Below are 26,350 nucleotides of genomic sequence, written 5' to 3'. Positions count from 1 at the left end.
CCGTCCCCGGACGTCCCGCCGAGCGTCAGGAGCGGGTCCTGACGGCAGCGGAGGCACCCAGCACGCCGATGACCCCGGCCAGGGCGTAGACCACGACGAACGGGTCGCGGCCACCGCTCTGGGCCGCAGCGAAGGCCACCCCACTCACCGACAGGGCAAGCGCGGCGCCCAGCGAGTCGGCGACCGAGAGCGCCGAGGTGTTCAGCCCGCGGTCGCGGTCGGTGGACTCGGCCAGCATCGCGACCGAGGTGCGGGGGTAGGCGAAGCCCATCCCTGCGCCCGCGAGGACGTACGCCGCGATCGGCAGCACGGCCGGCAGGTCGCTCCCACCGGCCCGCAGGGCCACGGTGACGACCAGTGCGAGGAGGCCGACCAGCACCACGGCGGCGCCCCACCGCATCGCCCGCTCGTGGGTGATGCGGTCCCCCAGCCGTGACTGCCCCTGGCTGGCGACGGCCCACACCACCCCGACGATCGTCAGCGCGACGCCGGCCTGACCGACCGAGAGGCTCCAGCGGTCCTGCAGGACGTAGACGAGGTAGGCCTCCGCGCTGAAGAACGAGGCGGCGAGCAGCCCCCGCGTCGCCACGACGGCCGGCAGCCCGCGCCTGCCGGTCAGCGTGCCGACGGGGAGCAGCCGGGCCAGGGCGACGAGCACCACCAGGAGCGCGCCGAGCGCACCGACCCTGGCCAGAGCGCCGGCGGAGCCCAGCAGCTCGAGGGCGAGCACCGCGACCGCCGCGACGCAGGCCCAGCCCAGGCGGGACGCCGACGTGGCGGTCCCCTCGGGGTGCGCCACCAGGCGGCGCAGCGTCGGCGCGATGAGCACGAGCGCCAGGAGCACCATGCCGATGGTGCCGGTGAAGACCCAGCGCCAGCCGACGGCGCCTGCCACCAGGGCCGCGAGCCCGGGCCCGAAGAGGGAGGGCAGGACCCAGGCGGCTGCGAACGAGGCGAAGATCGCGGGCTGCAGCACGCTCGGGTAGACCAGGCCGACGACGACGTACACCCCGACGACGAGGGCGCCGCCGCCCAGCCCCTGGACGACGCGGCCTGCGATCAGCACCTCCATGGTCGGTGCGGTGCCGCAGACCAGCAGCCCGAGCGAGAAGAGCGCCATCGCGAACAGCAGCGGCCCCCGCGGACCCACGCGGTCGCTCCACGTGCCGGCCCCGACCATCCCGACGACCCCGCTCGCCAGGGGTGCGGCGAAGGACAGCGCGTAGAGGTCGAAGCCGTCGAGGTCGCGTGCGACGCTCGGCATCACCGTCGTCACGGCCATCGCCTCGAAGGCCGCGAACGCGATCAGTCCGAACATGCCCACGGTCATCGCGAGGTAGGTCGGGGAGAGGATGCCGTCCCGGCGTCCGGTGGGAGAGCCGCTGGAGGTCGTGCTGGTCACCACCAGACGCTACGGCCCCGGGCGGTAGCCCTGCACGCCGGCGCCCGACGACGGATTCACCGGGGCCCACGTGTGCAGCGGGCCCTACGATCCGGACATGGGTCGCCACGGAAAACGCGCGGACATGATCGTCCACCAGGAGCAGCCGTTCAACGCCGAGAGCGACCTGGCTGCCCTGGCCGAGCCGCTGACCCCGACCGACGCCTTCTACGTGCGGGGGCACGGCGAGGTGCCGGACCTCGATCCCGGGACGTGGCGGCTGAGGGTGCACGGTGCCGCCGAGCGTGAGCTGGGTCTCTCCCTCGCGACCCTGCGTGAGGCGTTCCAGGAGCGTGAGGTCACGGCGACGCTGCAGTGCGCGGGCAACCGGCGCGCAGGTCTGATCGGCATCCGCGACATCCCGGGAGAGGCGCCGTGGGGTCCGGGTGCCACCGGGACCGCGACGTGGACCGGGGTCGCGCTCGCCGACGTGCTCGCGCTCGCCGGCCCGCGGCCCGAGGCCGAGCACGTCGGCTTCGTGGGCGCCGACGTCGCACCGGAGGCGAGACCCGCCCAGCGCTTCGGTGGCTCGATCCCGCTCGCGAAGGCGTCACGTCCCGAGGTCCTGCTCGCCTGGGAGATGAACGGCGAACCCCTGCGACCCGTCCACGGCGCGCCGGTGCGCGTCGTCGTGCCCGGCTACATCGGGGCTCGCAGCGTCAAGTGGCTCGAGGAGATCGAGATCCGCCCGACCCCGTGGCCGGGCTACTTCCAGGACGTCGTCTACCGGCTGCTGCCGGAGGACGGAGTGCCGGGCGCCGGCCTCGGCATGCCTCTCGGGCTCGTGGCGCTGAACTCCGACGTGGTGACGCCGAGGAACGGCGACACGGTTCCCGCGGGATCGCTCTGCGTGCGCGGTCACGCGTTCGCCGGCGGCGAGAGGCACGTCACCCGCGTCGACGTCTCGCTCGACGGCGCGAGCTGGTCGACGGCAGAGCTCCTCGACGACCAGGGGCCGTGGGCCTGGCGGCAGTGGCGGATCGTGCTCGACCTCGCACCCGGAGAGCACGACATCGTCGTGCGCGCCTGGGACTCCTCGGCAGCCACCCAGCCCGAGAGCGAAGCAGCACTGTGGAACCCCAAGGGCTACGTCAACAACGCTCGCCCACACCTCCGCGTCCACGCGGTCTGAGAGCCACGACGCCACGCTGCCCTCCGCCGTGGCCTCACCCCACCGGGGCATGCAAGAACCCGCAGGCCAGAGGCCTGCGGGTTCTCGACGTACCGCTCGGTGGCAGGTGCAGGATTCGAACCTGCGTAGACATAAGTCGACGGATTTACAGTCCGTTTCCATTGGCCGCTCGGACAACCTGCCATGCGTCGGGACCACGTAGGGTGGCCCGCAGCGGAAGAGACGATAGCGCAGCCTCGACCCAGAACTTAAATCGCCCAGGAGGACCACCCGGACATGGCCGACTCGTCGTTCGACATCGTCAGCAAGCTCGACCAGCAGGAGATCGACAACGCGATCAACCAGGCCGAGCGCGAGATCTCGCAACGCTTCGACTTCAAGGGCACCGGCGCCACGATCAAGCGCGCCGGGGACAACGGGGTCGAGATCTCCGCCAACGCCGACGACCGCGCGTCCGCCGTCCTCGACGTGTTCCGCGACAAGCTGGTCAAGCGTCAGCAGTCGCTGAAGATCCTCGACGCCGAGGAGCCCCGCCAGTCCGGTCGCGAGTCCAAGATCTCGGTGGCCCTCAAGGAGGGCATCACCTCCGAGGACGCCAAGAAGGTCGGCAAGCTGATCCGCGACGAGGGCCCCAAGGGCGTCAAGGTGCAGGTGCAGGGCGACGAGCTGCGCGTCAGCAGCAAGAAGCGCGACGACCTCCAGGCGGTCCAGCAGCTCGTGAAGTCGCAGGACTACGACTTCCCGGTGCAGTTCACCAACTACCGCTAGACGACTCCCCCGGCACCGCGCCGACCCGTCGAAGGAGCTCCACTGCTACCCCCCGTCCCGTCGTACGACGGACTCAGCTCGCCCGTCCCGCTCCGCCCGCACCAGCACGAGGCCCTCGAGGCCGTGCGCCGCGCCTCCGAGGCCGGCAGCCGTCGCTGGTGGGTCACCATGCCCCCGGGCGCCGGCAAGACGCTGGTCGGCACCGAGGTCGCCCGGCTGCTGGGCCTGCGCACCCTGGTCCTCTCGCCCAACACCGCGATCACGGCGCAGTGGGCCCACACCTGGGAGTCCTACGACGGGCCGCCCGCCGGCAACCGGCGCGACCTGCGCAGCAGCTTCACCTCGCTGACCTACCAGTCGCTGGCCGTCTTCGACGACGACGACCGCGAGGCGGCTGAGACCGGCGACGTGGAGGAGCCTTCCCCGAGCCACCTCGACCGGCTGCACCCCCACGGCCGCGACCTGGTCGAGACGATGCGTGAGGCCGGTCCGCTGCTCGTCGTGCTCGACGAGTGCCACCACCTGCTCGAGGTCTGGGGCGAGCTGCTGCGCGAGGTGCTCGACCAGCTCCCCGAGGCCGTCGTGCTCGGCCTCACCGCCACACCCCCCGGCGCCATGACCCGCGCCCAGGTCGACCTGACGGCTGAGCTGTTCGGGCCGGTGCTCTACGAGGCGACGATCCCGGCGCTCGTCGCGGCCGGCACCCTCGCGCCGTACGCCGAGCTGGCCTGGCTGGTCGAGCCGACGCCCGAGGAGGCCGCCTGGCTGGCCGAGCAGTCCACGCGCTTCGCGGAGCTGACCAGCGACCTGTTCGCGCCGGGCTTCGGCTCGACGCCGTTCCCGACCTGGCTGCAGCACCGGTTCCCCGGTGACTCCGAGGCCGGGGCCGACGGACCCGCCACCACCTGGGCCGAGCAGTCCACGCGGGAGCCGGAGCTCGCCGACGCGGTGCTGCGGCTCGCCCACGCCGAGCTGCTGGCGCTGCCGCCGGGCGCGGTCCTGCTCGAGCGGCACCGCGAGGACCCCGGCGCCGATGACTGGCGGGTGCTGGTCGACGACTGGCTGCGCGGCTGCATCCAGCCGCGCGCCGAGGTCGAGGGGGCCGACGGGGCAGGTGACCGCGACGTCCTCGAGACCGTGCGCCGCACCCTGCCGGCCATCGGCTACACCTGGACCCGCCGCGGCGTACGCACCGGACGCGGGACCGTCGACCGGGTCACCGCCCGCTCGCGCGCCAAGGAGGCGGCGGTGGCCGGCATCGCCGCCGCCGAGGCGCGCAACCTCGGCGACCGCACCCGCGTGCTGGTGCTCTGCGACCACGAGCGCGCCACGGCGACCACCCGTCGACGGCTCTCCGACGGCCCCACCGACGAGGGCACGGCGACCCCCGAACCCGCCGGCTCGGCGCTGGGCGTGCTGGCCTCGTTGCTGCGCCACCGCGACGCCGCGGCGCTGCGGCCCGTGCTGGTGACCGGCCGCACGGTCGCCGCGTCGCACAGCACCCTGGCCGCGCTGGTGGACTGGCTCCGGCGTACCCACCCGATGCTGGCCGGCGGATTGCGCATCGAGGACGCGGACGGCGTCGCGGTGCTCACCGGTCGCTGGACGAGCGGCGCCTGGGTGGGGCACCTCACCCGCTGGTTCGCCGAGGGCGGCACGCAGTGCCTGATCGGCACCCGCAGCCTGCTCGGCGAGGGCTGGGACGCGCCGTGCGTCACCTCCCTCGTCGACCTGACCACCGCGACCACCCCGACCGCCGTGGTGCAGACGCGGGGCCGCGCGCTGCGCACCGACCCCGACCACCCCGACAAGGTCGCGCTCGTGTGGACCGTGGTGTGCACCTACGACGGCCACGTCGCGGGCGCCGGCGACTGGGACCGGTTCTCGCGCAAGCACCGCGGCTACTTCACCGTCGACGAGCAGGGCGAGGTCGTCGACGGCGTCGCCGGCGTCGACTCGGCCTTCAGCGAGTTCCACCCGCCGCCGGCCGACGCGCACGACGCCATCGACGCGCGGATGCTGGTGCGCGCCGAGGACCGCGACGCGATCCGCTCGCAGTGGCGCTCGTGCGGCGAGGTCGCCGACGCCGTGGGCCACGTCGTGCGCGTGCGCCGCACCGGCACCGGCGCCGCCCCCGCCGACGAGCCCCGCACCGGTACCACCGGCCTCACCTCCTGGACCGAGCAGTCCTCACGACGTCCCGGCGCTCGGCTCGCCGCCGTGCCCCCGGTCGTCGCCGTCGTGCTCGTCGCGACGCTGGCGCTGCTCGGCCTGCCGCTCGCGGCGGTCGTCGTGCTCGGGGTGCTGCTGCTGGGGGCCGCGGCCGTGGCGGCCGTCGCGCTGCTCGGCCGGGCCACGCTGCAGGGCGCCTCGCAGCACCGTGTCGGCCTCGGCCACGCGGCCGCGGCCGTCGCCGACGGCCTGCACCGCGCGGGCCTGTCCCCGGTCGGCTCGGACGCGCTGCGGGTGCAGGTCGCTGCCGACGGCACCACGTCCTACGGCCTCGCGGACGTCGACGAGGACGTCTCGGCCCGCTTCGCCACGGCGTTCGAGGAGGTCGTCTCCCCGATGGCCTCGCCGCGCTACGTCGTCCCCCGCCGCGTCACCTCGGCCCCCGCCGGCCTGGACGGCCTCAAGCGCGGGCTGCGCTCCCGCGGCCGCCATCAGCCCGACGGCGAGGTCTGGCACACCGTGCCCTCGGCCCTGGCCGGCCAGCGCACCGCCGCCGACGCCTTCGCGGGCGCCTGGCACCACTGGGCCAGCGGTGACGGCACGACCGTGAAGGCGGTCTACGCCCAGTCCCCCGACGGCGCCGGCGTGCTGGCCACCCACCGCGGCGAGGACCCCTTCGCCGTCACCTGCGTCGTGCGGCGGGTGTGGAGCTGACGGGGGGCGTGGTCGGCTGCCGGCCACTCGAGCGCTCGTACGGCGGGGTCGCCGCGGCGCTCACGACCCGGTGACAGGCGGAGCGGGTTGCGTGGGTACGCCGCCGGGCGACACCTTCGCCGGTGGGCCAGCCGACCCGGCGTACGGACACATCGGGCGCCGACCCGGGCGAAACTGCCCGCCGACGCCCGACATGTCCGTTCTGGCGGGCAGTTTCGCCGGCTAGCCGGTGAAACTGCCCCCCACAGCCCTACGTCGCCGACGACACCCGGACGAGCTTCTTGTTGGCGAACTCCTCCATGCCCCAGGCGCCGAGCTCGCGGCCGAAGCCGGAGCGCTTGACGCCACCGAAGGGCAGGCCGGGCATGGTCGTGCCGTGCTCGTTGACGAAGGCCATGCCGACCTCGAGGCGGTCGGCGGTCTGCTGGGCGAGCTCGGTGTCGCTGCTCCAGACCGAGCCGCTGAGGCCGAACGACGAGGAGTTGGTGAGCTCCACGGCCTCGTCGACCGAGCCGACCTTGTAGACGACGCCGACGGGGCCGAACAGCTCCTCGCGGTAGGCGTCCATCTCCGGCGTGACGCCGGCCAGCAGCGTGGGCTCGAAGAACGCGCCGGCGCCGTCGACCTTCTTGCCGCCGGTGAGCACCGTCGCGCCCTGCTCGACGGCCTTGTCGACCTGCGAGGCGAGGGTGTCGGCCGCCTGCTGCGAGGACAGCGGGCCGATGGCGGTCTTCGGGTCCAGCGGGTCGCCGTGGCTCATCGAGGCGAAGGAGGCGGTGAGCTTCTCGGTGAACTCGTCGTAGAGGCCCTCGGCGACGACGAACCGCTTGGCGGCGTTGCAGGCCTGGCCGGTGTTGTTCATCCGGCCGCGGGTGGCGGACTTCACGGTCGCGTCGAGGTCCTCGGAGTCGAGGACGATGAAGGCGTCGGACCCGCCGAGCTCGAGCACGACCTTCTTCAGGTTGCGTCCGGCGATCTCGGCGACGGCCGCGCCGGCGCGCTCGCTGCCGGTCAGCGACACGGCCTGGATGCGCGGGTCGGCGATCATCTCGGCGATCTGGTCGTTGGTGGCGAAGACGTTGACGTAGGCGTCGCGCACCAGCCCGGACCCGGCGAAGATCTCCTCCATCACCAGCGCCGACTGGGGGCAGCTGGGGGCGTGCTTGAGCACGATGGTGTTGCCGAGCATCAGGTTGGGGGCGGCGAAGCGGGCCACCTGGTAGTAGGGGAAGTTCCACGGCATGATCCCCAGCAGCGGCCCGATCGGCAGCGTGCGGACGACCGAGCTCTCGGCGCCGGGGGCGTCGGCAGCGTCGAGGACCTGGTCCTCGAGCAGCGCGGGGCCGTGCTCGGCGTACCAGCGGTAGATCGCGGCGGACAGCTTGACCTCGCCGACGGCCTGGCGGACGGGCTTGCCCATCTCGAGGGCGATCAGCTCGGCGAGCTCCTGCTCGCGCTCGTCGTACGCCGCGGCGACGGCGTTGAGGACCTCGGCGCGCTCGGCGGCCGAGGTGGTGCGCCAGCTGGAGTACGCCGCGTGGCTGCGGGCGAGGGCGTCCTCGACGCCGGCCGCGTCGAGCTCGGGGAACTCCTGGAGGGTCTCGCCGGTGGCGGGGTTGGTGCTCGTGTAGGCAGACATGACTCATGTGTACCCGCCGACGCCACCGCCGCACCACGCCCGGACGGGCAGGTGGTCGGGCAGGTGGTCGGGCGGAGGGTGCGGCGGCGGGTGGGGCGGGTCAGTTCAGCGGGCGGGTGTCCTCGGGGACGCCGCCACCGGCGAGCACGTCCTCGACGAGCCGCTGCAGCGCGGTGAGCGCGACCCGCTGCGACAGCGGGCCGTAGGAGACGCGGGCGACGCCGAGCTCCTCCAGCCGGGCCAGCGGCGGGGTGCCGGGGAGCCCGATCAGGGTCAGCTTCTGCGGACCGAAGGCCTCGACCAGCGTGGTCACCTGGGCCTCGTCGAGCTTGCCCGGCACGAACACCACGGGGGCGCCGGCGTCGAGGTAGGCACGGCCCCGCTCGACCGCGTCGTCGAGCACGGCGGCCGGGTCGCGGTCGCCGGCCTTGACGAAGGCGTCGGTGCGGGCGTTGAGCACGAAGTCCGGCACGCCCTCGGCCGCGGCGGCGTCGAGGATCGCGGCGACCTGGGCGGCCGCCTCGGCCACCGGCTTGAGCTGGTCCTCGACGTTGGCGCCGACGACACCGACGCCGATCGCCCGGCGCACCGTCTCGGCTGCGTCGCCGTAGCCGCCCTCGAGGTCGGCGGTGACGGGCAGCGTCGTGGCCGCGGTGATGCGACCGACGGCCGCGATCATCTCCTCGACGGGGATCTGCTCGCCGTCCTCGTAGCCCAGCGAGGCCGCGATGGAGTGGCTGGCGGTGGCCAGCGCGCTGGTGCCGGGCGTCTCGGCCACGACGGTCGCGCTGATCACGTCCCACACGTTGACCACGGTCAGCAGGGTCGGGTCGGTGTGCAGGCGCAGCAGCTCGGCGGAGGCGCCCTCGAGGCTCTGGCGGGCGGGGTCGGGAGTCGTCATGCGCCCGACGCTAGCGGGGTGTGCAGCGCCGCCTGCTCGGGTACGGCGCGGGCGCCCTCGGTGTGGGCGACCCACACCTGCTGTCCCTCCTCGAGGTGGAGGTGCCGCTGGGTGGCCCGCGTGACCGTCACCTCGACGGTCTCGCGCTCGGTCGGGGCCGAGAGCGACTCCGCGGCATCCGCGTGGTCGGGCTCGAGCGCGACGGTGAGCCGCACCTCGAAGCCGACGCGCAACATCCGCTCGACCGTCCCGCGCACCGACCCCGGCTCCTGCGTGGTGCTGACATCGATGTCGTGGGGCCGCACCAGGGTGCCGCCCAGCCGCGTGACGGGGCCGAGGAAGCTCATCACGAAGTCGTTGGCCGGCTCGTCGTACAGCTGGTCGGGGGTGCCGACCTGCTCGATCCGGCCGTCGTTGATGACCACGATCTCGTCGGCGACCTCGAGGGCCTCCTCCTGGTCGTGGGTGACGAACACGGTGGTGACGGCCACCTCGTCGTGCAGCCGACGCAGCCACTCGCGCAGCTCCTTGCGGACCTTGGCGTCGAGGGCGCCGAACGGCTCGTCGAGCAGCAGCACCGTGGGCTCCACCGCGAGCGCCCGGGCCAGCGCCATCCGCTGCCTCTGGCCGCCGGAGAGCTGTGCCGGGAGCCGGTGGGCGAACTGCGCGAGGTGCACCAGCTCGAGCAGCTCGGCGACCCGCCGGGTGGTCTCGTCCTTGGGCCGCTTGCGGATCTCCAGCCCGAACGCGACGTTCTTGGCCACGCTCATGTGCTTGAAGGCCGCGTAGTGCTGGAACACGAAGCCGACGTTGCGCTTCTGGGGCGGGAGGTGGGTGGCCTCGTTGCCCTCGATGGTGACCGTGCCGCTGTCGGCGGACTCCAGGCCCGCGATGATCCGCAGCAACGTGGACTTGCCGCCGCCGCTGGGCCCCAGCAGCGCGGTCAGCTGCCCGGTGGGCAGGTCGACCGTGACGTCGTCGAGGGCGACGAAGTCACCGAACTTCTTGGTGACGCCGGAGACGTTGATGCTCATGAGGATTCCTTCGGGCGGAGGATGGCGACCACGACGAGGCAGACCATGGCCGCGGCCGCGAGCAGCGCCGCGACGACGTACGCCGAGGTCTGCTCGAAGTTCTGGTACTTCTGCTCGACGACCAGGGTGGCCGTCTGCGACTGGTTGACGATGTTGCCCGACACGATCTTGACCGCGCCGAACTCACCGAGGGACCGGGCGAGCGAGAGGACGACGCCGTAGACGACCGCCCACTTGATGGCCGGCAGCGTGATCCGGCGGAAGGTCTGCGGGGCGTTGGCACCGAGGCTGCGGGCGGCCTGCTCCTGCTCGTCGCCGATCTCCTGCAGCACCGGCACGACCTCGCGGATCACCAGCGGCAGCGCGACGAACGTGGTCGCCATGACCATGCCCGGGGCGCTGAAGATGATCTGCACGCCGATGCTCTCCAGCGTCGTGCCGAGGAAGCCGTCGCGGCCGTTGTAGACGAGCAGCAGCGAGAGGCCCACGACGACCGGGGAAACCGAGAGCGGCACGTCGATGAGGGCCGAGAGCAGCCGCTTGCCGGGGAACCGGTAGCGCACCAGCAGCATCGCGATCGTGACGCCGAAGACCAGGTTGATCAGCACCGACCAGACGGTGATCTCGGCCGTGAGCTGCAGCGCGAGCCGGACCGACTCGTCGGTGAGCGCGTCGAGGACGCCCTGGGTGCCGTCGGCGAAGGCGTTGCGGAAGACCAGCGAGGTGGGCCAGGCCACGAGGAAGAACACGTAGCCGACGGTGACCACGCGCAGCAGCCATCTCACGGCCCACGGCTCGCGCAGCCGGTCCGGGCGACGGCCGCGACGGGGGATGGTGTCGCCCGGGGTCTCCGGGGCGACGGGGGTCCCGGGGGACAGCAGGTCACTCGCCACGACGGGCCACCCTTCGCTGGATCACGTCGAGGAGCACGATCACGAGCAGGGCCACCACGAGCAGGATGGCGGCGACCGACGCGGCGGCCGCCTCGTTGCCGTTCTCGATGTAGACCAGGACCCGGACCGAAGCGACCTCGGTGCGGTTGGACAGGTTGCCCGAGAGCAGCACCAGCGAGCCGTACTCGCTGATCGCTCGGGCGAAGCTCAGCGCGGCGCCTGCGGTGATGGCGGGCACGAGCGAGGGCAGGATGACGCGACGGAACGTGGTGGCACGGCTCGCTCCCAGCGAGGCCGCGGCCTCCTCGACGTCGCGCTCGAGCGACTCCAGGACCGGCTGCACGGTGCGCACCACGAAGGGCAGCGTCACGAAGGCCAGGGCCAGGAACACCGCGATCCGGGTGCTGGCGACGTCGATCCCGACCGGCGACTGCGGGCCGTAGAGCGCGAGCAGCACCAGGCCGGCCACGATCGTGGGCAGCGCGAACGGCACGTCGATGACGAGGTCGAGGACGCGCTTGCCCCAGAACCGGTCGCGGACCAGCACCCAGGCCAGGGCGGTGCCCATCACGACGTTGAGGGCGGTGACGCCCAGGGCCTCGAGGACCGTGAGGCGCAGCGCCGACGCGGTCTGGGTCGAGGTGATGGTGGTCCAGAAGCCGTCCCAGCCTCCGGTGGAGGCGGCGACCAGCACGGCGGCGAGCGGGATCAGCACGAGCAGGCTGAACCACGTCATGGCGATGCCGAGGCCCAGCGTGGACCCGACCCCGAGGGGCTGGCCGGTCTGGGTGGCCCGGACGCGCCCGCGGGGGCGACGCGTCGGCGTCGCCCCCGGGGTGCTGCTCGTGCCTGACCCGGGATCCGGGCCGGTACGAGTCGCGGTCACTGCTTGCCCGTCTCCGCCTGGATCTTGGTGATGATGCCGTTCTCCTCGTCGAAGAACGTGTCGTTCACCGCGGACCAGCCGTCGTAGTCCTCACCGATGGTGGCGAGGTCCTTGGGCTCCGGGAACGGGTTGCTCGGGTCGTTGGCGCCCTCGACGTCGTAGTCGACCTCGCCGGACAGCGGCCGGAACCCGTCCTTGCCGAAGATCGCCTGGGCCTCGTCGGTGAGCACGAAGTCGAGCCACCTCTGGGCCTTGGGGTCGGCGTCCTTCAGCACGGCGCCGGGGTTCTCGATCAGCAGGGTGTCGTCGGGGACGACGTAGTCGAAGTCCTCGCCGTTGGCGCGGGCCAGGATGGCCTCGTTCTCGTAGGAGATGAGGACGTCGCCGTTGCCGGAGGTGAAGGCCGTGGTGGCCTCGCGGCCGCTGCCGGGCAGCGCCACCGCGTTCTCGAAGAACTTCGTGACGAAGGCGGTCGCCTCGGCCTCGGTGCCGCCCTGGGCGATGACGTGGTTCCAGGCCGCCATGATGTTCCAGCGCGCGGAGCCCGAGGAGCCCGGGTTGGGCGTGACGATGCCGACTCCCGGCTTCACGATGTCGTCCCAGCCCTGGATGTTCTTGGGGTTGCCCTTGCGGACCACCAGCGCCACGACGGACTGCGAGACGATGCCCTTGGTCTCGCCGGCGTTCCAGTCCTCGGCCACCAGGCCGGCTTCGACCAGGCGGGTCACGTCGCCCTCGAGCGAGAAGTGCACGTAGTCGGCATCCAGGCCGCTCTCGACGGCACGGCTCTGGTCCCCCGAGGCGCCGTACGACGTCTTCCAGGTCACGCCCTTGCCGGCGTCGGTCTTGGCCCACGCGGCCTGGATGTCCTTGTTGGCCTTCTCCGGGACCGCGAAGCCCACCAGGGAGAGGGAGGTGGCGCCTCCCTCGGACGACCCGCCAGCGCCGCCGCTGGTGCCGCAGCCGGTCAGCGCCACCAGGGCTGCGACCGAACCTGCGACTGCGGCTTTCCACGTCATCGACATGTGTGTTGTCTTCCTTGCTCAAAGAATGGGGAGCCCGAGTAACTCAATTAACATGAGCAAGTTACTACAGGTTGGGCTCCGCCTCGCCCGCCGTCCACCGACGACGCGCCGCGGCGTACCGCGTCGTGACAGGCATCACGCCGCTGCGGCGTCTTCCACGCTGGGACGCATCGGTTCCTGCGACACGCCGGACTAAAGTGGGAGGTCGTGCGCCCGGCGGCGCGGCCCGCGGGTCCGTCCGACCAGGTGCCGGGACGTGTCCGACCAGACGAAGGATCGACGTGGCCAAGCAGGTCAAGCAGCTCGACCGGGTGATCATCCGGTTCGCGGGCGACTCCGGTGACGGCATGCAGCTGACGGGCGACCGGTTCACCCAGGAGTCGGCGGCGTTCGGCAACGACCTCCAGACGCTGCCCAACTTCCCCGCCGAGATCCGGGCGCCCCAGGGCACGCTCCCCGGCGTCTCCTCGTTCCAGGTGCACTTCGCCGACCACGACATCCTCACGCCGGGCGACTCCCCGGACGTGCTCGTGGCGATGAACCCCGCGGCCCTCAAGGCCAACCTCGGCGACATGAAGCCGGGCACCACGATCATCGTCGACAGCCACGACTTCACCGGCCGCAACCTCACCAAGGCGGGGTACGCCGAGAACCCGCTCGAGGACGACTCGCTGGTCGACTTCGCCGTCAACGTCCTGGACCTGACCGGCATGACCGTCGAGGCGGTCAAGGAGTTCGGGCTCTCGCGCAAGGACGCGAGCCGCGCCAAGAACATGTACGCCCTCGGCCTGCTGTCGTGGATGTACGGCCGCCCCACCGAGACCACGGTCGCCTTCCTCGAGCGCCGCTTCGCCAAGGTGCCCGCGATCCGCGACGCCAACGTGACGGCCTTCAAGTCGGGTTACTTCTTCGGTGAGACCACCGAGGCGTTCGCGGTGCAGTACGAGATCAAGCCCGCCCCGATGCAGGCCGGCACCTACCGCAACATCACCGGCAACCTGGCGCTGGCCTACGGCGTGGTCGCCGGCGGCGTCGCGTCGGGCCTGCCGGTCTTCCTCGGGACCTACCCGATCACCCCGGCCTCCGACATCCTCCACGAGCTGAGCAAGCACAAGCGGTTCGGCGTCACGACCTTCCAGGCCGAGGACGAGATCGCCGGCATCGGCGCGGCGCTCGGCGCCTCGTTCGCCGGCTCGCTCGGCGTCACCAGCACCTCGGGTCCCGGTGTCGCGCTGAAGTCCGAGACCATCGGCCTGGCCGTGATGACCGAGCTGCCGCTCGTCGTCATCGACGTGCAGCGCGGCGGCCCCTCGACCGGCCTGCCCACCAAGACCGAGCAGGCCGACCTGCTGCAGGCGATGTTCGGCCGCAACGGCGAGTCGCCGGTGCCGATCGTGGCGCCGCAGTCGCCCGGCGACTGCTTCGACGCCGCGGTCGAGGCCGTCCGCATCGCCGTCACCTACCGCACGCCGGTGATGCTGCTCTCCGACGGCATGCTCGCCAACGGCTCGGAGCCCTGGCGCATCCCCGAGGTCGGCGACCTGCCCATCATCGACCCGGCCTTCGCCACCGAGCCCAACCACGAGACCACCGCCAAGGACGGCTCCACCGAGGCCGACTTCTGGCCCTACCTGCGCGACGAGGAGACCCTCGCGCGGCCGTGGGCCATCCCCGGCACCGCCGGCCTCGAGCACCGCATCGGCGGGCTGGAGAAGGGCGACGGGCACGGCAACATCGCCTACGACCCCGGCAACCACGACTACATGGTGCGGATCCGCCAGGCCAAGGTCGACCGGATCGCCGCGTCGCTGCCCCCGCTCGAGGTCGACGACCCGTCGGGACGGGCCAAGGTCCTGGTGCTGGGCTGGGGCTCGACGTACGGCCCGATCGGCGCGGCCTGCCGCCGCGTCCGCAAGGCCGGCCACGACGTGGCCCAGGTCCACCTGCGCCACCTCAACCCGTTCCCCCAGGACCTCGGCGAGATCCTGAAGGGGTACGACAAGGTGCTGGTCCCCGAGATGAACCTCGGCCAGCTCTCGATGCTCGTCCGCGCGAAGTACCTCGTCGACGCGGTCGGCTACAACCAGGTCCGCGGCCTGCCGCTGAAGGCCGCCGAGCTCGCCGAGGCCATCACCGACCTCGTCGAGACGACCAAGGAGGACTGATGACCACCGCCGAGCTCCCCTTCCCCGGTCTCCAGGGCGTGCCCACGTCCGAGGACAAGCTGACCGGCAAGGACTTCACCTCCGACCAGGAGGTGCGCTGGTGCCCCGGGTGCGGCGACTACGCCGTGCTCAAGGCCGTGCAGTCGTTCCTGCCCGACCTCGGCCTGCGCCGCGAGAACATCGTGTTCGTCTCGGGCATCGGCTGCTCCTCGCGCTTCCCCTACTACCTCGACACCTACGGGATGCACTCCATCCACGGCCGGGCGCCGGCGATCGCCTCGGGCATCGCCACCCAGCGCGAGGACCTGTCGGTCTGGGTCGTCACCGGTGACGGCGACGCGCTCTCGATCGGCGGCAACCACCTCATCCACGCGATGCGGCGCAACGTCAACATGAAGATCCTGCTGTTCAACAACCGGATCTACGGCCTCACCAAGGGGCAGTACTCCCCCACCTCCGAGCCCGGCAAGGTCACCAAGTCGACCCCCGCCGGCTCGGTCGACCACCCCTTCAACCCGGTGTCGCTGGCGCTGGGCGCCGAGGCGACCTTCGTGGCCCGCACCATCGACTCCGACCGCAAGCACCTCACCTCGGTGCTGAGCGCCGCCGCGGCCCACCGCGGCACCGCGCTGGTGGAGATCTACCAGAACTGCCCGATCTTCAACGACGGCGCGTTCGACGCCATCAAGAACCCCGACACCAAGGCCGACGCGATCATCCCGCTGGTCCAGGGCGAGCCGATCCGGTTCGGCGTCGAGGGCTCCAAGGGCCTGGTGCGCGCGCGCACCGGCGGGGTCGAGGTCGTGGACACCGCCGCCGTCGCCGACAGCGAGCTCCTGGTCCACGACGCGCACCTCGACGACCCGACGACGGCGTTCGCGCTCTCGCGGCTCACCGACGCGGGCGTGCTGCACCAGTCGCCGATCGGGATCTTCCGCCAGGTCGAGCGGGCGACGTACGACGACCAGGCGCGCTCGCAGATCGCGACCGCGGCCGTCGGCCAGGACGACGCCCACGCCGCGCTGTCCACGCTGATCAGCGGCGGCGACACCTGGACGGTCGTCTGAGTCCTCGGGACTCAGCCGCTCGCCCGGAGCTCGCCCGTCGAGTGACCTGCTCGGCGGGGCCGTGTCTGTCAGGAGTGTCCGCGGCGTACGGTAGTGACGTGTCGCGCACCCGTGAGCCCCGGACCGCCGCGCAGCAGGGGTTCCTCCTGGGGGCTGCGGCGTACGCCATGTGGGGGTTGTTCCCGCTCTACTGGACGCTGCTCGAGCCCGCGGGGGCGCTCGAGATCCTCGCCCACCGGGTCTGCTGGTCGCTGGTGACGATGGTGGCGCTGACGCTGCTCCTGCGTCGTACGCCGCAGCTGCGCGCGATCCTGCGCGACCGCCGGGTGCTCCTGCTCCTCACCGCGGCGGCGGTGGTGATCGCCTTCAACTGGGGCGGGTTCATCTACGGCGTCAACGCCGGCCGGGTCGTCGAGGTCTCGCTCGGCTACTTCATCAACCCGCTCGTCACCGTGCTGCTCGGCGTCCTGGTCCTCGGCGAGCGGCTGCGCCCCGTGCAGTGGGCGGCCATCGCGCTGGCCGGGCTGGCGGTCGTGGTGCTCACCGTCGACTACGGCCACCCGCCGTGGGTCGCGGTGCTGCTGGCCGGGTCGTTCGGCACCTACGGGCTGATGAAGAAGAAGGCCGACGTCGGGGCGGTGGAGAGCCTGACCTTCGAGACCGTGGTGCTGGTGCCGCTGGCGCTGGGCTACCTGGTGTGGCTCGGGGTGGCCGGCCGGTCGACCTTCGGCTCCGAGGGCGGCGGCCACGCCGCGCTGCTGGTCTCCACGGGCCTGATCACCGCGGTGCCGCTGATCTGCTTCGGGGCCGCCGCGACCCGGGTCTCGATGACCACGATCGGGCTGCTGCAGTACCTCGCCCCGACCCTGCAGTTCGCGCTCGGGCTGATCGTGTTCGGCGAGCAGATGACCCCGGTGAAGTGGGTCGGCTTCGGCCTGGTCTGGGTCGCGCTCGTGGTGTTCACCGTCGAGACGCTGCAGCACCGCCGCGAGCAGCTGCGGATGTCGGCCGAGGCGGCCGCGGTCTAGGTCCGGACCGGACCGGACCGGACCGGACCGGACCGCCAGCGTTCACCTGGGTGTCACCGGGGGTCCGCCGGGGCTGGGTTGGCTGGGGGGGTCCACCCCACGTCGTACTCGGAGAACCGATGACCCTGCACCAGCTGCTCCCGCTCCTGACCGAGGGCCCCCACGGCTCGCGCAGCGCGGCGACCTGTCACTACCGCTGCGCCGACGCCTGCTTCAAGCCCATGCCCAACACCTCCGACAACCCGGAGTTCCACGAGGTCGCGGCCAGCGCCCTGCGCCGCCGCTCGGTGCTCACGGCCGCCGGCGTCGGCATCGGCGCCCTGGCGGTGGCCGGCGTCAACGCCGCTCCTGCGGCCGCCGCACCGGCCGCCGCCGGCGCCGCGCCGGTCGCCGCACGTCGCGGTGGCGGGGTCGCCACCGCCGCCTTCACCCCCGTCGCGCCGAACACCGCCGACCGGGTCACCGTCCCGCGGGGCTACCGCTCCGACGTCGTGGTGAAGTGGGGCGACCGGCTGTTCAAGCGCTCCCCCGCCTTCGACGTCGACAACCAGACGCCGGAGTCGGCGGCGCTCCAGTTCGGCTACAACAACGACTACGTCGGGGTGCTGCCCCGCGGCCGCAACCGGGCCCTGCTCGTGACCAACCACGAGTACACCGACGAGAACCTGATGTTCCCCACCGGCCGCTACGACTCCGCGACCATCAAGCAGATCGCGATTCAGTCGCACGGCATGTCCGTCGTCGAGCTCCAGCGCGGCAGCCGGCGCGGCTCGTGGACGCAGGTGCGTCCCGGCAGCGCCCCGCTCAACCGCCGGATCACCGGCACCACGAAGTTCGCCGTGGTCGGCCCCGCCGCGGGCGATCCGCGGCTACGCACCTCGGCCGACCCGAAGGGCCGCACCGTGCGGGGCACCTTCGGCAACTGCGCCGGCGGCACCACCCCGTGGGGCACGGTGCTGTCGGGCGAGGAGAACTTCAACGGCTACTTCGACAAGTCCGGCTCCCTCGACGCCCGCTACACCAGGTCCTACGCCCGCTACGGCCTGACCGGCTCCGGCTCGCGCGGCTGGGGCGAGGTCGACCCCCGCTTCGACCTGAGCAAGGAGCCGCACGAGCCGTTCCGGTTCGGCTGGATCGTGGAGGTCGACCCCTCCGACCCCCGCTCGACCCCGCGCAAGCAGACGATGCTCGGCCGGTTCAAGCACGAGGGCGCCAACGTCGCGATCGCGCGCAACGGCCGCGCCGTGGCGTACATGGGTGACGACGAGCGCGGCGACTACATCTACAAGTTCGTGTCGCGACGCACGTACGACGGTCGCCCGGGCCGCGCCGCCCGCCGCCGCAACCTCGAGCTGCTCACCGAGGGCACGCTGTACGTCGCCCGCTTCACCGGCGACGGCACCGGGGACGGCGTCTACGACGGCACCGGCGAGTGGATCCGGCTCACCTCCGACACGACGTCCTACGTGCCCGGCATGAGCGTGGCCGACGTGCTCATCGACACCCGTCTCGCCGCCGACACCGTCAGCCCCACCAAGATGGACCGGCCCGAGGACATCGAGCCCAACCCCGTCAACGGCAAGGTCTACTGCGCCCTGACCAACAACAGCAACCGCGGCACGTCGTACCCCACGGACGAGGCGAACCCCCTCGCCCAGAGCCGCACCCGCTCCACCCTGGGCGGCCCGCTGGAGACCAAGTCGGGCAACCGCAACGGCTACGTGCTGGAGATCAGCCCGGCCGGCGGCGACCACAGCGCCACCACCTTCGGCTGGGACCTGATGCTGGTGTGCGGCGACCCCGACGCCCCCGAGACCTACTTCGCGGGCTACCCCAAGCAGCAGGTCAGCCCGATCAGCTGCCCCGACAACGTCGCCTTCGACAGCGTCGGCAACCTGTGGATCTCCACCGACGGCGCCCAGCTCGGCTCGCACGACGGCCTCTTCCGGGTGCCGGTCAGCGGCTCGCAGCGCGGTCACGTCCAGCAGTTCCTCACCGTCCCCACGGGCGCCGAGACCTGCGGCCCGCTCATCACCGACGACGGCCACTCGGTCTTCGTCGCCGTCCAGCACCCCGGGGAGACCGACGGCGCCACCTTCGAGAACCCCTCCTCCACCTGGCCGGGCACCGACGACTTCGCCCGCCCCGCCGTGGTGGTGACCTACCAGGACTGACCGGGCGCTGGGGCGTGGCTGTCTCCCAAGGTCGCTCGGGACAGCCACCGCGCCGGAGCCACAGCTCCGGCACAGCACCAGGATCTCCGGCGCAGTACGCCGGGCAGGAGTCCGTCCCCGTCGGGGCGGGCTCCTGCTGGTCCGCTGGAGCCCCGGCTGACCGATTCCCGAGGTCGCTTGGGGAACCGACGCGCCAGCTAGGCCGGCGACAGGAAAGCAAACCCCGGCAGGTTGCGCAGCACGCCGAACCCGACGACCAGCGCGAGCAGGGACCAGATCGCCCACGGGGGCAGGCTGGTCGAGCGGGGGGCGGGGCGGCCGAGGCGGCGCAGTGCCCACGTCACGAAGGCGAGGAGGAGGTACGGCGCCGCGAGGACCGTCAGCGGGTTGCGGGCGAGTGCACCGACCACGTCGCCGTGCAGCAGGTCGTGCGTGGCCCGCAGCGCACCGCAGCCCGGGCAGTAGAGACCGGTCGTGGCCAGGAACGGGCACGTCGGGTAGTGACCGGGCTCGTGGGGGTCGACGGCGGCCAGGAGCACACCGACGGCCAGGCCGGTCGCCGCCACCCCGGCGACCGCCAGCACCCCGCCCCGTCGCCCCTGGGTAGGGGCGGACGAGGCGGGGGCCTGGTCGAGCACGGGCTGCGTCACGGGGGTGGCTGACGCCCTACGAGGTGGTGCTGAACTCGGCCGAGCCGGAGCCCGCGACACCGAGGATGACGATGAGGACGATGTAGAGGACCGCCACGACGACGCCGGCGATGGCCGACCAGATCGCGAACTTCTTCGCCTTCGCCGACGACTCCTGGGCACCGGCGACGTCGCCGGCCGACCACTTGCTGTTGACCTGCGCGGCGAACACGATCGAGACGATGCCGAGCGGGAGGCAGCAGAACAGGGTCGTCAGGATCGACCAGACGAGGTAGTTGGGCGGCGGGGTGCCGTAGCCACCGGGCGCGCCGTAGCCGCCACCGGGCGGCGGGGGCGGAGCAGCGTCGTAGCCTCCGCCGGAAGGGGGCTGGTTCTGGGACATGCAGGCTTCCTCTCGTGGGCGCACCACCCGATGGTGCGCGGCGATCGGAGGTTATCGGCCCGCCACCCCTGCGCGTGGTGCTTCTGACCAGGCAGTCGGGGGCGGCATCCCGCCACGAGCACGGTCGCGCGGGCCCGTCGTACGCCACTGCGCCGGAGCGCCTGTCGCTCCGCCGGGATCGCAACCCCGGCGAGGCGACGGTTTCCCGAGCGACCTCGGGAAACCGCGCGGGGCCGGACGTGACACCCCCCGACGTACGCCGCTCAGGCGGTGCGGGTGGCGACGACGTCGGCGAAGGCCTCGAGGGCGGCGCGGACGGGGCCGTCAGGGAGGACCTTGAGCAGCGCCTTGGCCTCGCCGGCCAGGTCGACGACGTAGGCACGGGCCTCGGCCAGGGCCGGGTGGGCGCGGAGCAGGGCCAGCGCCTCGGCGTGGGGCTCGTCGGCCGACAGGTCGGACCCGAGGAGCTCCACCAGGCGGGCGTCGGCCGGGTCGGTGGAGCGACGGGCGATCAGCACCGGCAGCGTGGGGACGCCCTCGCGGAGGTCGGTGCCGGGCGTCTTGCCGGACTCCTCGGTGTCGGAGGCGATGTCGAGGATGTCGTCGGAGAGCTGGAACGCGACGCCGACCTTGGCGCCGTACTCGTGCAGCGCGTCCTCGACGTCGCGGGGGGCGCCGGAGAAGCGGGCGCCGTAGCGGGCCGAGGTGGCGATGAGGGAGCCGGTCTTGCCGGCGACGGTGCGCAGGTGGTGCTCGAGCTCGTCGGCACCGTCGCGGGGACCGACGGTCTCCAGGATCTGGCCCTCGACCAGCGAGGAGAAGGTCTGGGCCTGGATCCGCACGGCGTCGGCCCCGAGCTCGGCGGTCAGCTCGCTGGACTTGGAGAACAGGAAGTCGCCGGTGAGGATCGCGACGTGGTTGTCCCAGCGGGCGTTGGCCGACGCGGCCCCGCGCCGCAGGTCGGCCTCGTCCATGACGTCGTCGTGGTAGAGCGAGGCGAGGTGGGTCAGCTCCACGACGCAGGCCGAGGTGAGCACGCCCGGGTCGTCGGGACGGTCGCCGGCCTCCGCGGCGAGCAGGACCAGCAGCGGCCGGAACCGCTTGCCGCCCGCCTCGAGGAGGTGCCGTGCGGCCTCGGTCACGAAGGCGGCCTCGCTGGCCACGTGGTCGGTGAGAGCGACCTCGACCTCGTCCATCCGACGGCGCAGCCGCGCCTCGAGCGCGGCGTCGAGGATGGGCAGGGCGAGGGGTGCGCTCACCTGATGAATACTCCCACGCGGCCGAGAACGTCGATCAGGGCGCCCGGGACGATGCCCAGCACCAGGGTGGCCAGGACGCCGAAGCCGATGACGACCGAGGTCATGATGCTGGGCGTGGTCACGCTGGGGCCGTCACCGACGGGCTCGGAGAAGAACATCAGCACGATCACGCGGACGTAGAAGTATGCCGCGACGGCCGACATCAGCACGGCCACGATCACCACCGGCCAGGCGCCGACCTGCAGCGCGGCCGCGAACACGGCCCACTTGCCGGTGAAGCCGCTCGTGAGCGGGATGCCGGCCATGGCGAGCAGCAGGAAGGCGAAGGCACCGGCCACGAGGGGCGACTCCTTGCCCAGGCCCTGCCAGCGAGCGAGGTGGGTGGCCTCGCCGCCGCCGTCGCGCACCAGGGTGACGATGGCGAAGGCCGCGAGCGTGGTGAAGCCGTACGTCGTCAGGTAGAACAGCACCGCGCTGACCCCGGTGAGGCTGCCGGCGGCGACCTCGTCCAGCGAGCGGATGCCGAGGAACCCGGTGAGGATGAAGCCCGCGTGCGCGATCGAGGAGTAGGCCAGCATCCGCTTGATGTCGGTCTGCGAGATCGCGAGCACCGACCCGACCACCATCGTGAGGATGGCCACGGCCCAGATCATCGGGGTCCAGTCGGTGCGGTTGCCGCCGAAGGCGACGTAGAAGAGTCGCAGCAGCGCGCCGAAGGCGGCCACCTTGGTCGCGGCGGCCATGAAGGCGGTCACCGCGGTCGGGGCGCCCTGGTAGACGTCGGGGGTCCAGGAGTGGAACGGCGCCGCGCCCACCTTGAACAGCAGGCCGACCGAGATCAGCGCGATGCCGGCCAGCAGCAGCCCGCGCTCACCGCCGTCGGCCTGGACGGCGGCGGCGATCTGGGCGAAGCCCATCGACCCGGCGTACCCGTAGACCAGGGCGATGCCGTAGACGAAGAAGCCGGAGCTGAAGGCGCCGAGCAGGAAGTACTTCAGCGCCGCCTCCTGGCTCAGCAGCCGGCGCCGGCGGGCGAGCCCGCAGAGCAGGTAGAGCGGGAGCGAGAGCACCTCGAGGGCGACGAACATGGTGAGCAGGTCGTTGGCCGCCGGGAAGAGCAGCATGCCGCCGATGGCGAACATGATGAGCGGGAAGACCTCGGTGTGCTCCAGGCCGCTGGTCGAGGCCTCGCGCTCGGCCTCGGTGCCGGGCAGGGCGGCCGCCTGGCCGGCGAAGCCGACCACGCCCGCCTCGAGCCGACGCTCGGCGAACAGCAGCACGCTCAGCGCGCCGAGGACCAGGACGAGCAGCCAGCAGAAGATCGCCGGGCCGTCGGCCGCGAGGGCACCCTCGGCCACGACCGTGCCGACCTTGACGTCGCCGGCGAACGGGTTGAGCCGGGCGAAGACGACGACCGACGTGGCGAAGGCGGCGGCGAGACCGACCAGGGCCGTGCCGACCTGGACCGGGTAGCGCAGCTTGCGAGGGGCGAAGGCCTCGATGAGGACGCCGACCACGGCCACGCCGAGGACGATGAGGATCGGCGAGACGGTGAAGTACTCGATCTTCGGGGCGTCGAAGCCGTTCACTCCTGGGCCTCCCCTTCGGTCACGGTGGGTCGGGGGTCGGACTTCTCGACCTGCGACATGGTGTGGTCGACGGCGGGGTTGATCACGTCGAGCAGCGGCTGGGGGTAGAAGCCCAGCGCCACGATCAGCGCGACCAGCGGGGCCAGCGCCCCGATCTCGCGCAGACCGAGGTCGCGCATGCCGGCGACGCCGTCGTGGACCGGCCCGGTCATGGTGCGCTGGTAGAGCCAGAGCACGTAGATCGCGGCCAGCACGATGCCGAGCACCGCGAACGCGGCCACCCACGGCGAGTAGACGAACGCCCCCACCATCACGAGCAGCTCGGAGACGAACGGCGAGAGCCCCGGGAGGGCCAGCGAGGACAGCCCGGCGACGAGCATCAGCCCGGCCAGCACCGGCGCCACCTTCTCCACGCCGCCGAAGTCCTCGATGCGGGCGGACCCGCGGCGCGAGATCAGGTAGCCGGTCACCAGGAACAGCGCGGCGGTGGAGAGCCCGTGGTTGAACATGTAGAGGTTGGCGCCCGCGAGGCCCTGGCTGTTCATCACGAAGATGCCCAGCACGATGAAGCCGAAGTGCGACACCGAGGTGTAGGCGATCAGCCGCGAGATGTTCGAGGAGCCGATCGCCATCAGGGCGCCGTACAGGATCGAGAACACCGCGAGCACGATCACGACGGGCGTGGCCCAGCGCGAGGCCTCGGGGAAGATCTCCAGGCAGAACCGGATCATCCCGAAGGTGCCGATCTTGTCCAGCACGCTCACCAGCAGCACCGAGGTGCCGGGCGTCGCCTGCTCGGTGGTGTCCGGCAGCCAGGTGTGGACCGGGAACATCGGCGCCTTGATCGCGAAGGCGATGAAGAAGCCGACGAACATCCAGCGTCCGGCGGCGGTGCCGATGTCGAGCTGCGCGAGCTCGCTGATGAGGTACGTCGGACCGCCCTCGCTGTCCGCGGACACGACGTAGAGGCCGATGACCGAGGCGAGCATCACCAGGCCGCCGGCCAGCGAGTAGAGCAGGAACTTGACCGCCGCCTGGACCCGTCGGGGGCCGCCGTAGCCGGCCACCATGAAGTAGACGGGGATCAGCGTGGCCTCGAAGAAGACGTAGAACAAGAACACGTCGGTGGCCGCGAAGACGCCGATCGAGAGGCCCTCGAGCGCGAGCATCCACGCGAACAGGCCCTTGGCGCCCCAGCGTCCGGTCTCGCCGTCCTCCCACGAGGCCAGCATCACGATCGGGGTGAGGATCACCGTCAGCAGCACCAGCGTGAGGCCGATGCCGTCGAGCCCGAGGGCGTAGTGCGCCCCGAACAGGTCGATCCAGGTCACCTCCTCCGCGAACTGCAGCGCGGTGCCGGGCTGGTAGGCGACGGCGATGCCGAGCGCGAGCGCGAGGGTGAGGACGGAGAAGCCGATGCCGACGAGCTTGGGCAGGGAACCGCCCAGGCGTGCGGGCAGGAACGCGACCACGACCGACCCGAGGATCGGCAGCAGCAGCAGGATGGTCAGCCACGGGAGCGTCATGCGAGGTTCACCACCACGAGTGCGAGCAGGACGAGGGCAGCCCCGGCCAGCAGGGAGAGCGCGTAGGAGCGCACGAAGCCGTTCTGGGCGCGGCGCAGCGCCTGGGAGAGTCCGCCGATCGAGGCGGCCGTCCCCATCGCCCCGCCGTCGACCACGGTGCGGTCGAAGGCGGCGAGCCCGGCGGTGAGCTGCGTGCCGGGCCGGACGACGAGGGTGTCGTTGACCTCGTTGCCGTAGAGCTCGTTGCGGCCGGCGCGCGTGAACACCGAGACGTTGCGCGGCGCCTCGCGGGGCACCTCACGGCGTCCGAAGAGCACGACCGCCAGCGCGACGCCGACGAGGACGACGACGACCACGAGCGCGCTGATGAGGATCGGCGGCACCGGCAGGTGGTGCTCCTCGGCCTCACCGGTCACGGGGGCCAGGAAGGTGACGATCCAGTCGTTGAGCAGCAGCAGGCCGCCCAGCACCGACAGCGCCGCGAGGGCGACCAGCGGGAAGGTCATCACCTTGGGCGACTCGTGCGGGTGCACGCCGGGCTCCCAGCGCTGCTTGCCGAAGAACGTCATCAGCATCAGCCGGGTCATGTAGAAGCCGGTGACGCCGGCGCCGAGCAGCGCGCAGACCCCGAGGACGGGGCTCTCCGCGAGCGCGGTCTCGATGATCTTGTCCTTGGACCAGAAGCCGGAGAACCCGGGGAAGCCGATGATCGCGAGGTAGCCCATGGCGAAGGTCAGGAAGGTGACCGGCATCGCCTTCTGCAACGCTCCGTAGTGGCGCATGTCGACGTCGTCGTCGGTGCCGTGCATCACCGAGCCGGCGCCGAGGAACATGTTGGCCTTGAAGGCGCCGTGGGTGAGCAGGTGGAAGATCGCGAAGGCGTAGCCCGCGACACCGAGGCCCGAGGCCAGCACCATGTAGCCGATCTGGCTCATCGTCGAGCCGGCCAGGGTCTTCTTGATGTCGTCCTTGGCGCAGCCGATCCAGGCACCCATCAGCAGCGTGATCGTGCCGATGATCGCGACCGCGAGCCGGGCCGTGTCGGAGTACTCGAAGACGAACTGCGAGCGGACGATCAGGTAGACGCCCGCGGTGACCATGGTCGCGGCGTGGATCAGGGCCGAGACGGGGGTCGGGCCCTCCATCGCGTCGAGCAGCCACGACTGGAGCGGGAACTGCGCCGACTTGCCGCAGGCGGCGAGGAGCAGCAGCAGGCCGATCGCGGTCATCACCCCGGCCGAGGCCCCGCTGGTGAGCTCGGAGACCTCGTCGAAGGAGGTCGTGCCGAACGTGACCAGCATCAGGCCGACGCCGAGCGAGAGCCCGATGTCGCCGACCCGGTTGATCACGAACGCCTTCTTGGAGGCCGCCGCCGCGCTCGGCTTGTGCTGCCAGAAGCCGATCAGCAGGTACGACGCCAGGCCGACGCCCTCCCAGCCCAGGAACACCCCGACGTAGTCCGAGGAGAGCACCAGCACGAGCATCGCGGCGACGAACAGGTTGAGGTAGCCGAAGAAGCGCCGCCGCCGCACGTCGTGCTCCATGTAGCCGATGGAGTAGACGTGGATCAGGGCGCCCACACCGGTGATGAGCAGCAGGAACAGCGCCGACAGCGGGTCGTAGAGCAGCCCGAGCTTCACCTCCCACTGTCCGGTGGCGAACCACGTCCACAGGTCGAGCCCGAGTTGGCGCTCCTCCTCACCGCGGCCGAGCAGGCCGAGGAAGAGCCACAGCGAGCAGACGAACGAGCCGACGACGGCCGCGGTCCCGAGCAGGTGCCCCCAGGCGTCGGTACGCCGACCGCCGAGCAGCAGGATCGCGGCGCCCACGGCGGGGAGCGCGATGACCAGGACGAGCGGGAGCGCCAGCGACCCGGCCGAGGTGGGCTCGACCAGCGGGATGCTG

Annotated in this window: 20 protein-coding genes and 1 tRNA gene; 7 read left to right on the top strand and 14 right to left on the bottom strand. The window is 72.0% G+C overall.

The genetic code is table 11. The features are described from left to right. Positions 1-25: 25 nt before the first annotated feature. A complete protein-coding gene (locus EDD33_RS01845) occupies positions 26-1,402 on the bottom strand; it encodes an MFS transporter (protein WP_148076911.1) in 1,377 nt (458 codons plus the stop codon). Positions 1,403-1,499: 97 nt separating this feature from the next. Between EDD33_RS01845 and EDD33_RS01840 the strand changes: the two genes are divergently transcribed. Then, on the top strand, positions 1,500-2,573 hold the full coding sequence (locus EDD33_RS01840; protein ID WP_211332378.1) for a sulfite oxidase: 1,074 nt from the start codon (positions 1,500-1,502) through the stop codon (positions 2,571-2,573). Between the two features lie 100 nt (positions 2,574-2,673). Here EDD33_RS01840 and EDD33_RS01835 read toward each other — a convergent pair. Then, a tRNA-Tyr gene (locus tag EDD33_RS01835) sits at positions 2,674-2,756 on the bottom strand. A 93-nt stretch (positions 2,757-2,849) separates the two neighbouring features. Between EDD33_RS01835 and EDD33_RS01830 the strand changes: the two genes are divergently transcribed. Together EDD33_RS01830 and EDD33_RS01825 are read left to right on the top strand one after the other, a co-directional pair. Next, positions 2,850-3,341, top strand: coding sequence for a YajQ family cyclic di-GMP-binding protein (locus EDD33_RS01830; RefSeq protein WP_056536100.1), 492 nt, complete (start codon positions 2,850-2,852; stop codon positions 3,339-3,341). Between the two features lie 42 nt (positions 3,342-3,383). Then, positions 3,384-6,227: a DEAD/DEAH box helicase family protein gene (locus EDD33_RS01825; RefSeq protein ID WP_123388872.1), complete on the top strand. Its 2,844-nt coding sequence runs from the start codon at positions 3,384-3,386 to the stop codon at positions 6,225-6,227. Between the two features lie 250 nt (positions 6,228-6,477). On the opposite strand, the gene EDD33_RS01820 is transcribed toward EDD33_RS01825, so the two are convergent. From EDD33_RS01820 to EDD33_RS01795, 6 genes are all read right to left on the bottom strand, one after another. Then, positions 6,478-7,866, bottom strand: coding sequence for an NAD-dependent succinate-semialdehyde dehydrogenase (locus EDD33_RS01820; RefSeq protein ID WP_123388871.1), 1,389 nt, complete (start codon positions 7,864-7,866; stop codon positions 6,478-6,480). Between the two features lie 100 nt (positions 7,867-7,966). Continuing rightward, positions 7,967-8,767, bottom strand: a complete 801-nt coding sequence (locus tag EDD33_RS01815; protein WP_123388870.1) for an isocitrate lyase/PEP mutase family protein — start codon at positions 8,765-8,767, stop codon at positions 7,967-7,969. Next, complete coding sequence (locus tag EDD33_RS01810; RefSeq protein WP_123388869.1) at positions 8,764-9,801, bottom strand: sulfate/molybdate ABC transporter ATP-binding protein; 1,038 nt, start codon at positions 9,799-9,801, stop codon at positions 8,764-8,766. Before EDD33_RS01810 ends, EDD33_RS01815 begins: the two co-directional genes overlap by 4 nt. Further along, positions 9,798-10,694, bottom strand: coding sequence for a sulfate ABC transporter permease subunit (locus tag EDD33_RS01805; RefSeq protein ID WP_246003313.1), 897 nt, complete (start codon positions 10,692-10,694; stop codon positions 9,798-9,800). Before EDD33_RS01805 ends, EDD33_RS01810 begins: the two co-directional genes overlap by 4 nt. Continuing rightward, positions 10,684-11,580 (bottom strand): sulfate ABC transporter permease subunit CysT, encoded by an 897-nt coding sequence (gene cysT / locus EDD33_RS01800; protein WP_123388868.1) that lies wholly within the window; start codon positions 11,578-11,580, stop codon positions 10,684-10,686. The genes EDD33_RS01805 and cysT overlap by 11 nt, the downstream gene beginning before the upstream one ends. Continuing rightward, positions 11,577-12,599 carry a sulfate ABC transporter substrate-binding protein gene (locus EDD33_RS01795; RefSeq protein ID WP_246003312.1) on the bottom strand — a complete coding sequence of 341 codons (1,023 nt, stop codon included), beginning with the start codon at positions 12,597-12,599 and terminating at the stop codon, positions 11,577-11,579. Before EDD33_RS01795 ends, cysT begins: the two co-directional genes overlap by 4 nt. A gap of 287 nt (positions 12,600-12,886) precedes the next feature. Here EDD33_RS01795 and EDD33_RS01790 point away from each other — a divergent pair, with 287 nt between their 5' ends. The 4 genes from EDD33_RS01790 (at position 12,887) to EDD33_RS01775 (ending at position 19,039) form a co-directional block, all read left to right on the top strand. Continuing rightward, positions 12,887-14,770, top strand: coding sequence for a 2-oxoacid:acceptor oxidoreductase subunit alpha (locus EDD33_RS01790; protein ID WP_123388866.1), 1,884 nt, complete (start codon positions 12,887-12,889; stop codon positions 14,768-14,770). Further along, entirely contained in the window at positions 14,770-15,837 is a 1,068-nt protein-coding gene (locus EDD33_RS01785) for a 2-oxoacid:ferredoxin oxidoreductase subunit beta (RefSeq protein WP_123388865.1), read from the top strand. The genes EDD33_RS01790 and EDD33_RS01785 overlap by 1 nt, the downstream gene beginning before the upstream one ends. Positions 15,838-15,935: 98 nt before the next feature. Continuing rightward, entirely contained in the window at positions 15,936-16,865 is a 930-nt protein-coding gene (rarD, locus tag EDD33_RS01780) for an EamA family transporter RarD (protein WP_246003311.1), read from the top strand. Positions 16,866-16,984: 119 nt separating this feature from the next. Next, the gene (locus EDD33_RS01775; protein ID WP_123388864.1) at positions 16,985-19,039 is read left to right on the top strand and encodes a PhoX family protein; all 2,055 of its coding nucleotides are present in this window, start codon (positions 16,985-16,987) and stop codon (positions 19,037-19,039) included. A gap of 197 nt (positions 19,040-19,236) precedes the next feature. On the opposite strand, the gene EDD33_RS01770 is transcribed toward EDD33_RS01775, so the two are convergent. The 6 genes from EDD33_RS01770 to nuoL form a co-directional block, all read right to left on the bottom strand. Then, on the bottom strand, positions 19,237-19,689 hold the full coding sequence (locus EDD33_RS01770) for a DUF2752 domain-containing protein (RefSeq protein WP_211332377.1): 453 nt from the start codon (positions 19,687-19,689) through the stop codon (positions 19,237-19,239). A gap of 16 nt (positions 19,690-19,705) precedes the next feature. Next, positions 19,706-20,071 carry a CD225/dispanin family protein gene (locus tag EDD33_RS01765; protein WP_123388863.1) on the bottom strand — a complete coding sequence of 122 codons (366 nt, stop codon included), beginning with the start codon at positions 20,069-20,071 and terminating at the stop codon, positions 19,706-19,708. 263 nt (positions 20,072-20,334) lie between these two features. Further along, a complete protein-coding gene (locus EDD33_RS01760; protein WP_123392888.1) occupies positions 20,335-21,267 on the bottom strand; it encodes a polyprenyl synthetase family protein in 933 nt (310 codons plus the stop codon). Between the two features lie 59 nt (positions 21,268-21,326). Further along, positions 21,327-22,919, bottom strand: coding sequence for an NADH-quinone oxidoreductase subunit NuoN (nuoN, locus tag EDD33_RS01755; protein ID WP_123388862.1), 1,593 nt, complete (start codon positions 22,917-22,919; stop codon positions 21,327-21,329). Continuing rightward, complete coding sequence (locus EDD33_RS01750; protein ID WP_123388861.1) at positions 22,916-24,445, bottom strand: NADH-quinone oxidoreductase subunit M; 1,530 nt, start codon at positions 24,443-24,445, stop codon at positions 22,916-22,918. The genes nuoN and EDD33_RS01750 overlap by 4 nt, the downstream gene beginning before the upstream one ends. Continuing rightward, entirely contained in the window at positions 24,442-26,313 is a 1,872-nt protein-coding gene (gene nuoL, locus EDD33_RS01745) for an NADH-quinone oxidoreductase subunit L (RefSeq protein WP_123392887.1), read from the bottom strand. Before nuoL ends, EDD33_RS01750 begins: the two co-directional genes overlap by 4 nt. Positions 26,314-26,350 lie beyond the last annotated feature (37 nt).

Source organism: Nocardioides aurantiacus (assembly GCF_003752505.1).
Classification (GTDB): Bacteria; Actinomycetota; Actinomycetes; order Propionibacteriales; family Nocardioidaceae; genus Marmoricola; species Marmoricola aurantiacus.
This window is presented reverse-complemented; position numbering and strand designations above follow the sequence as displayed.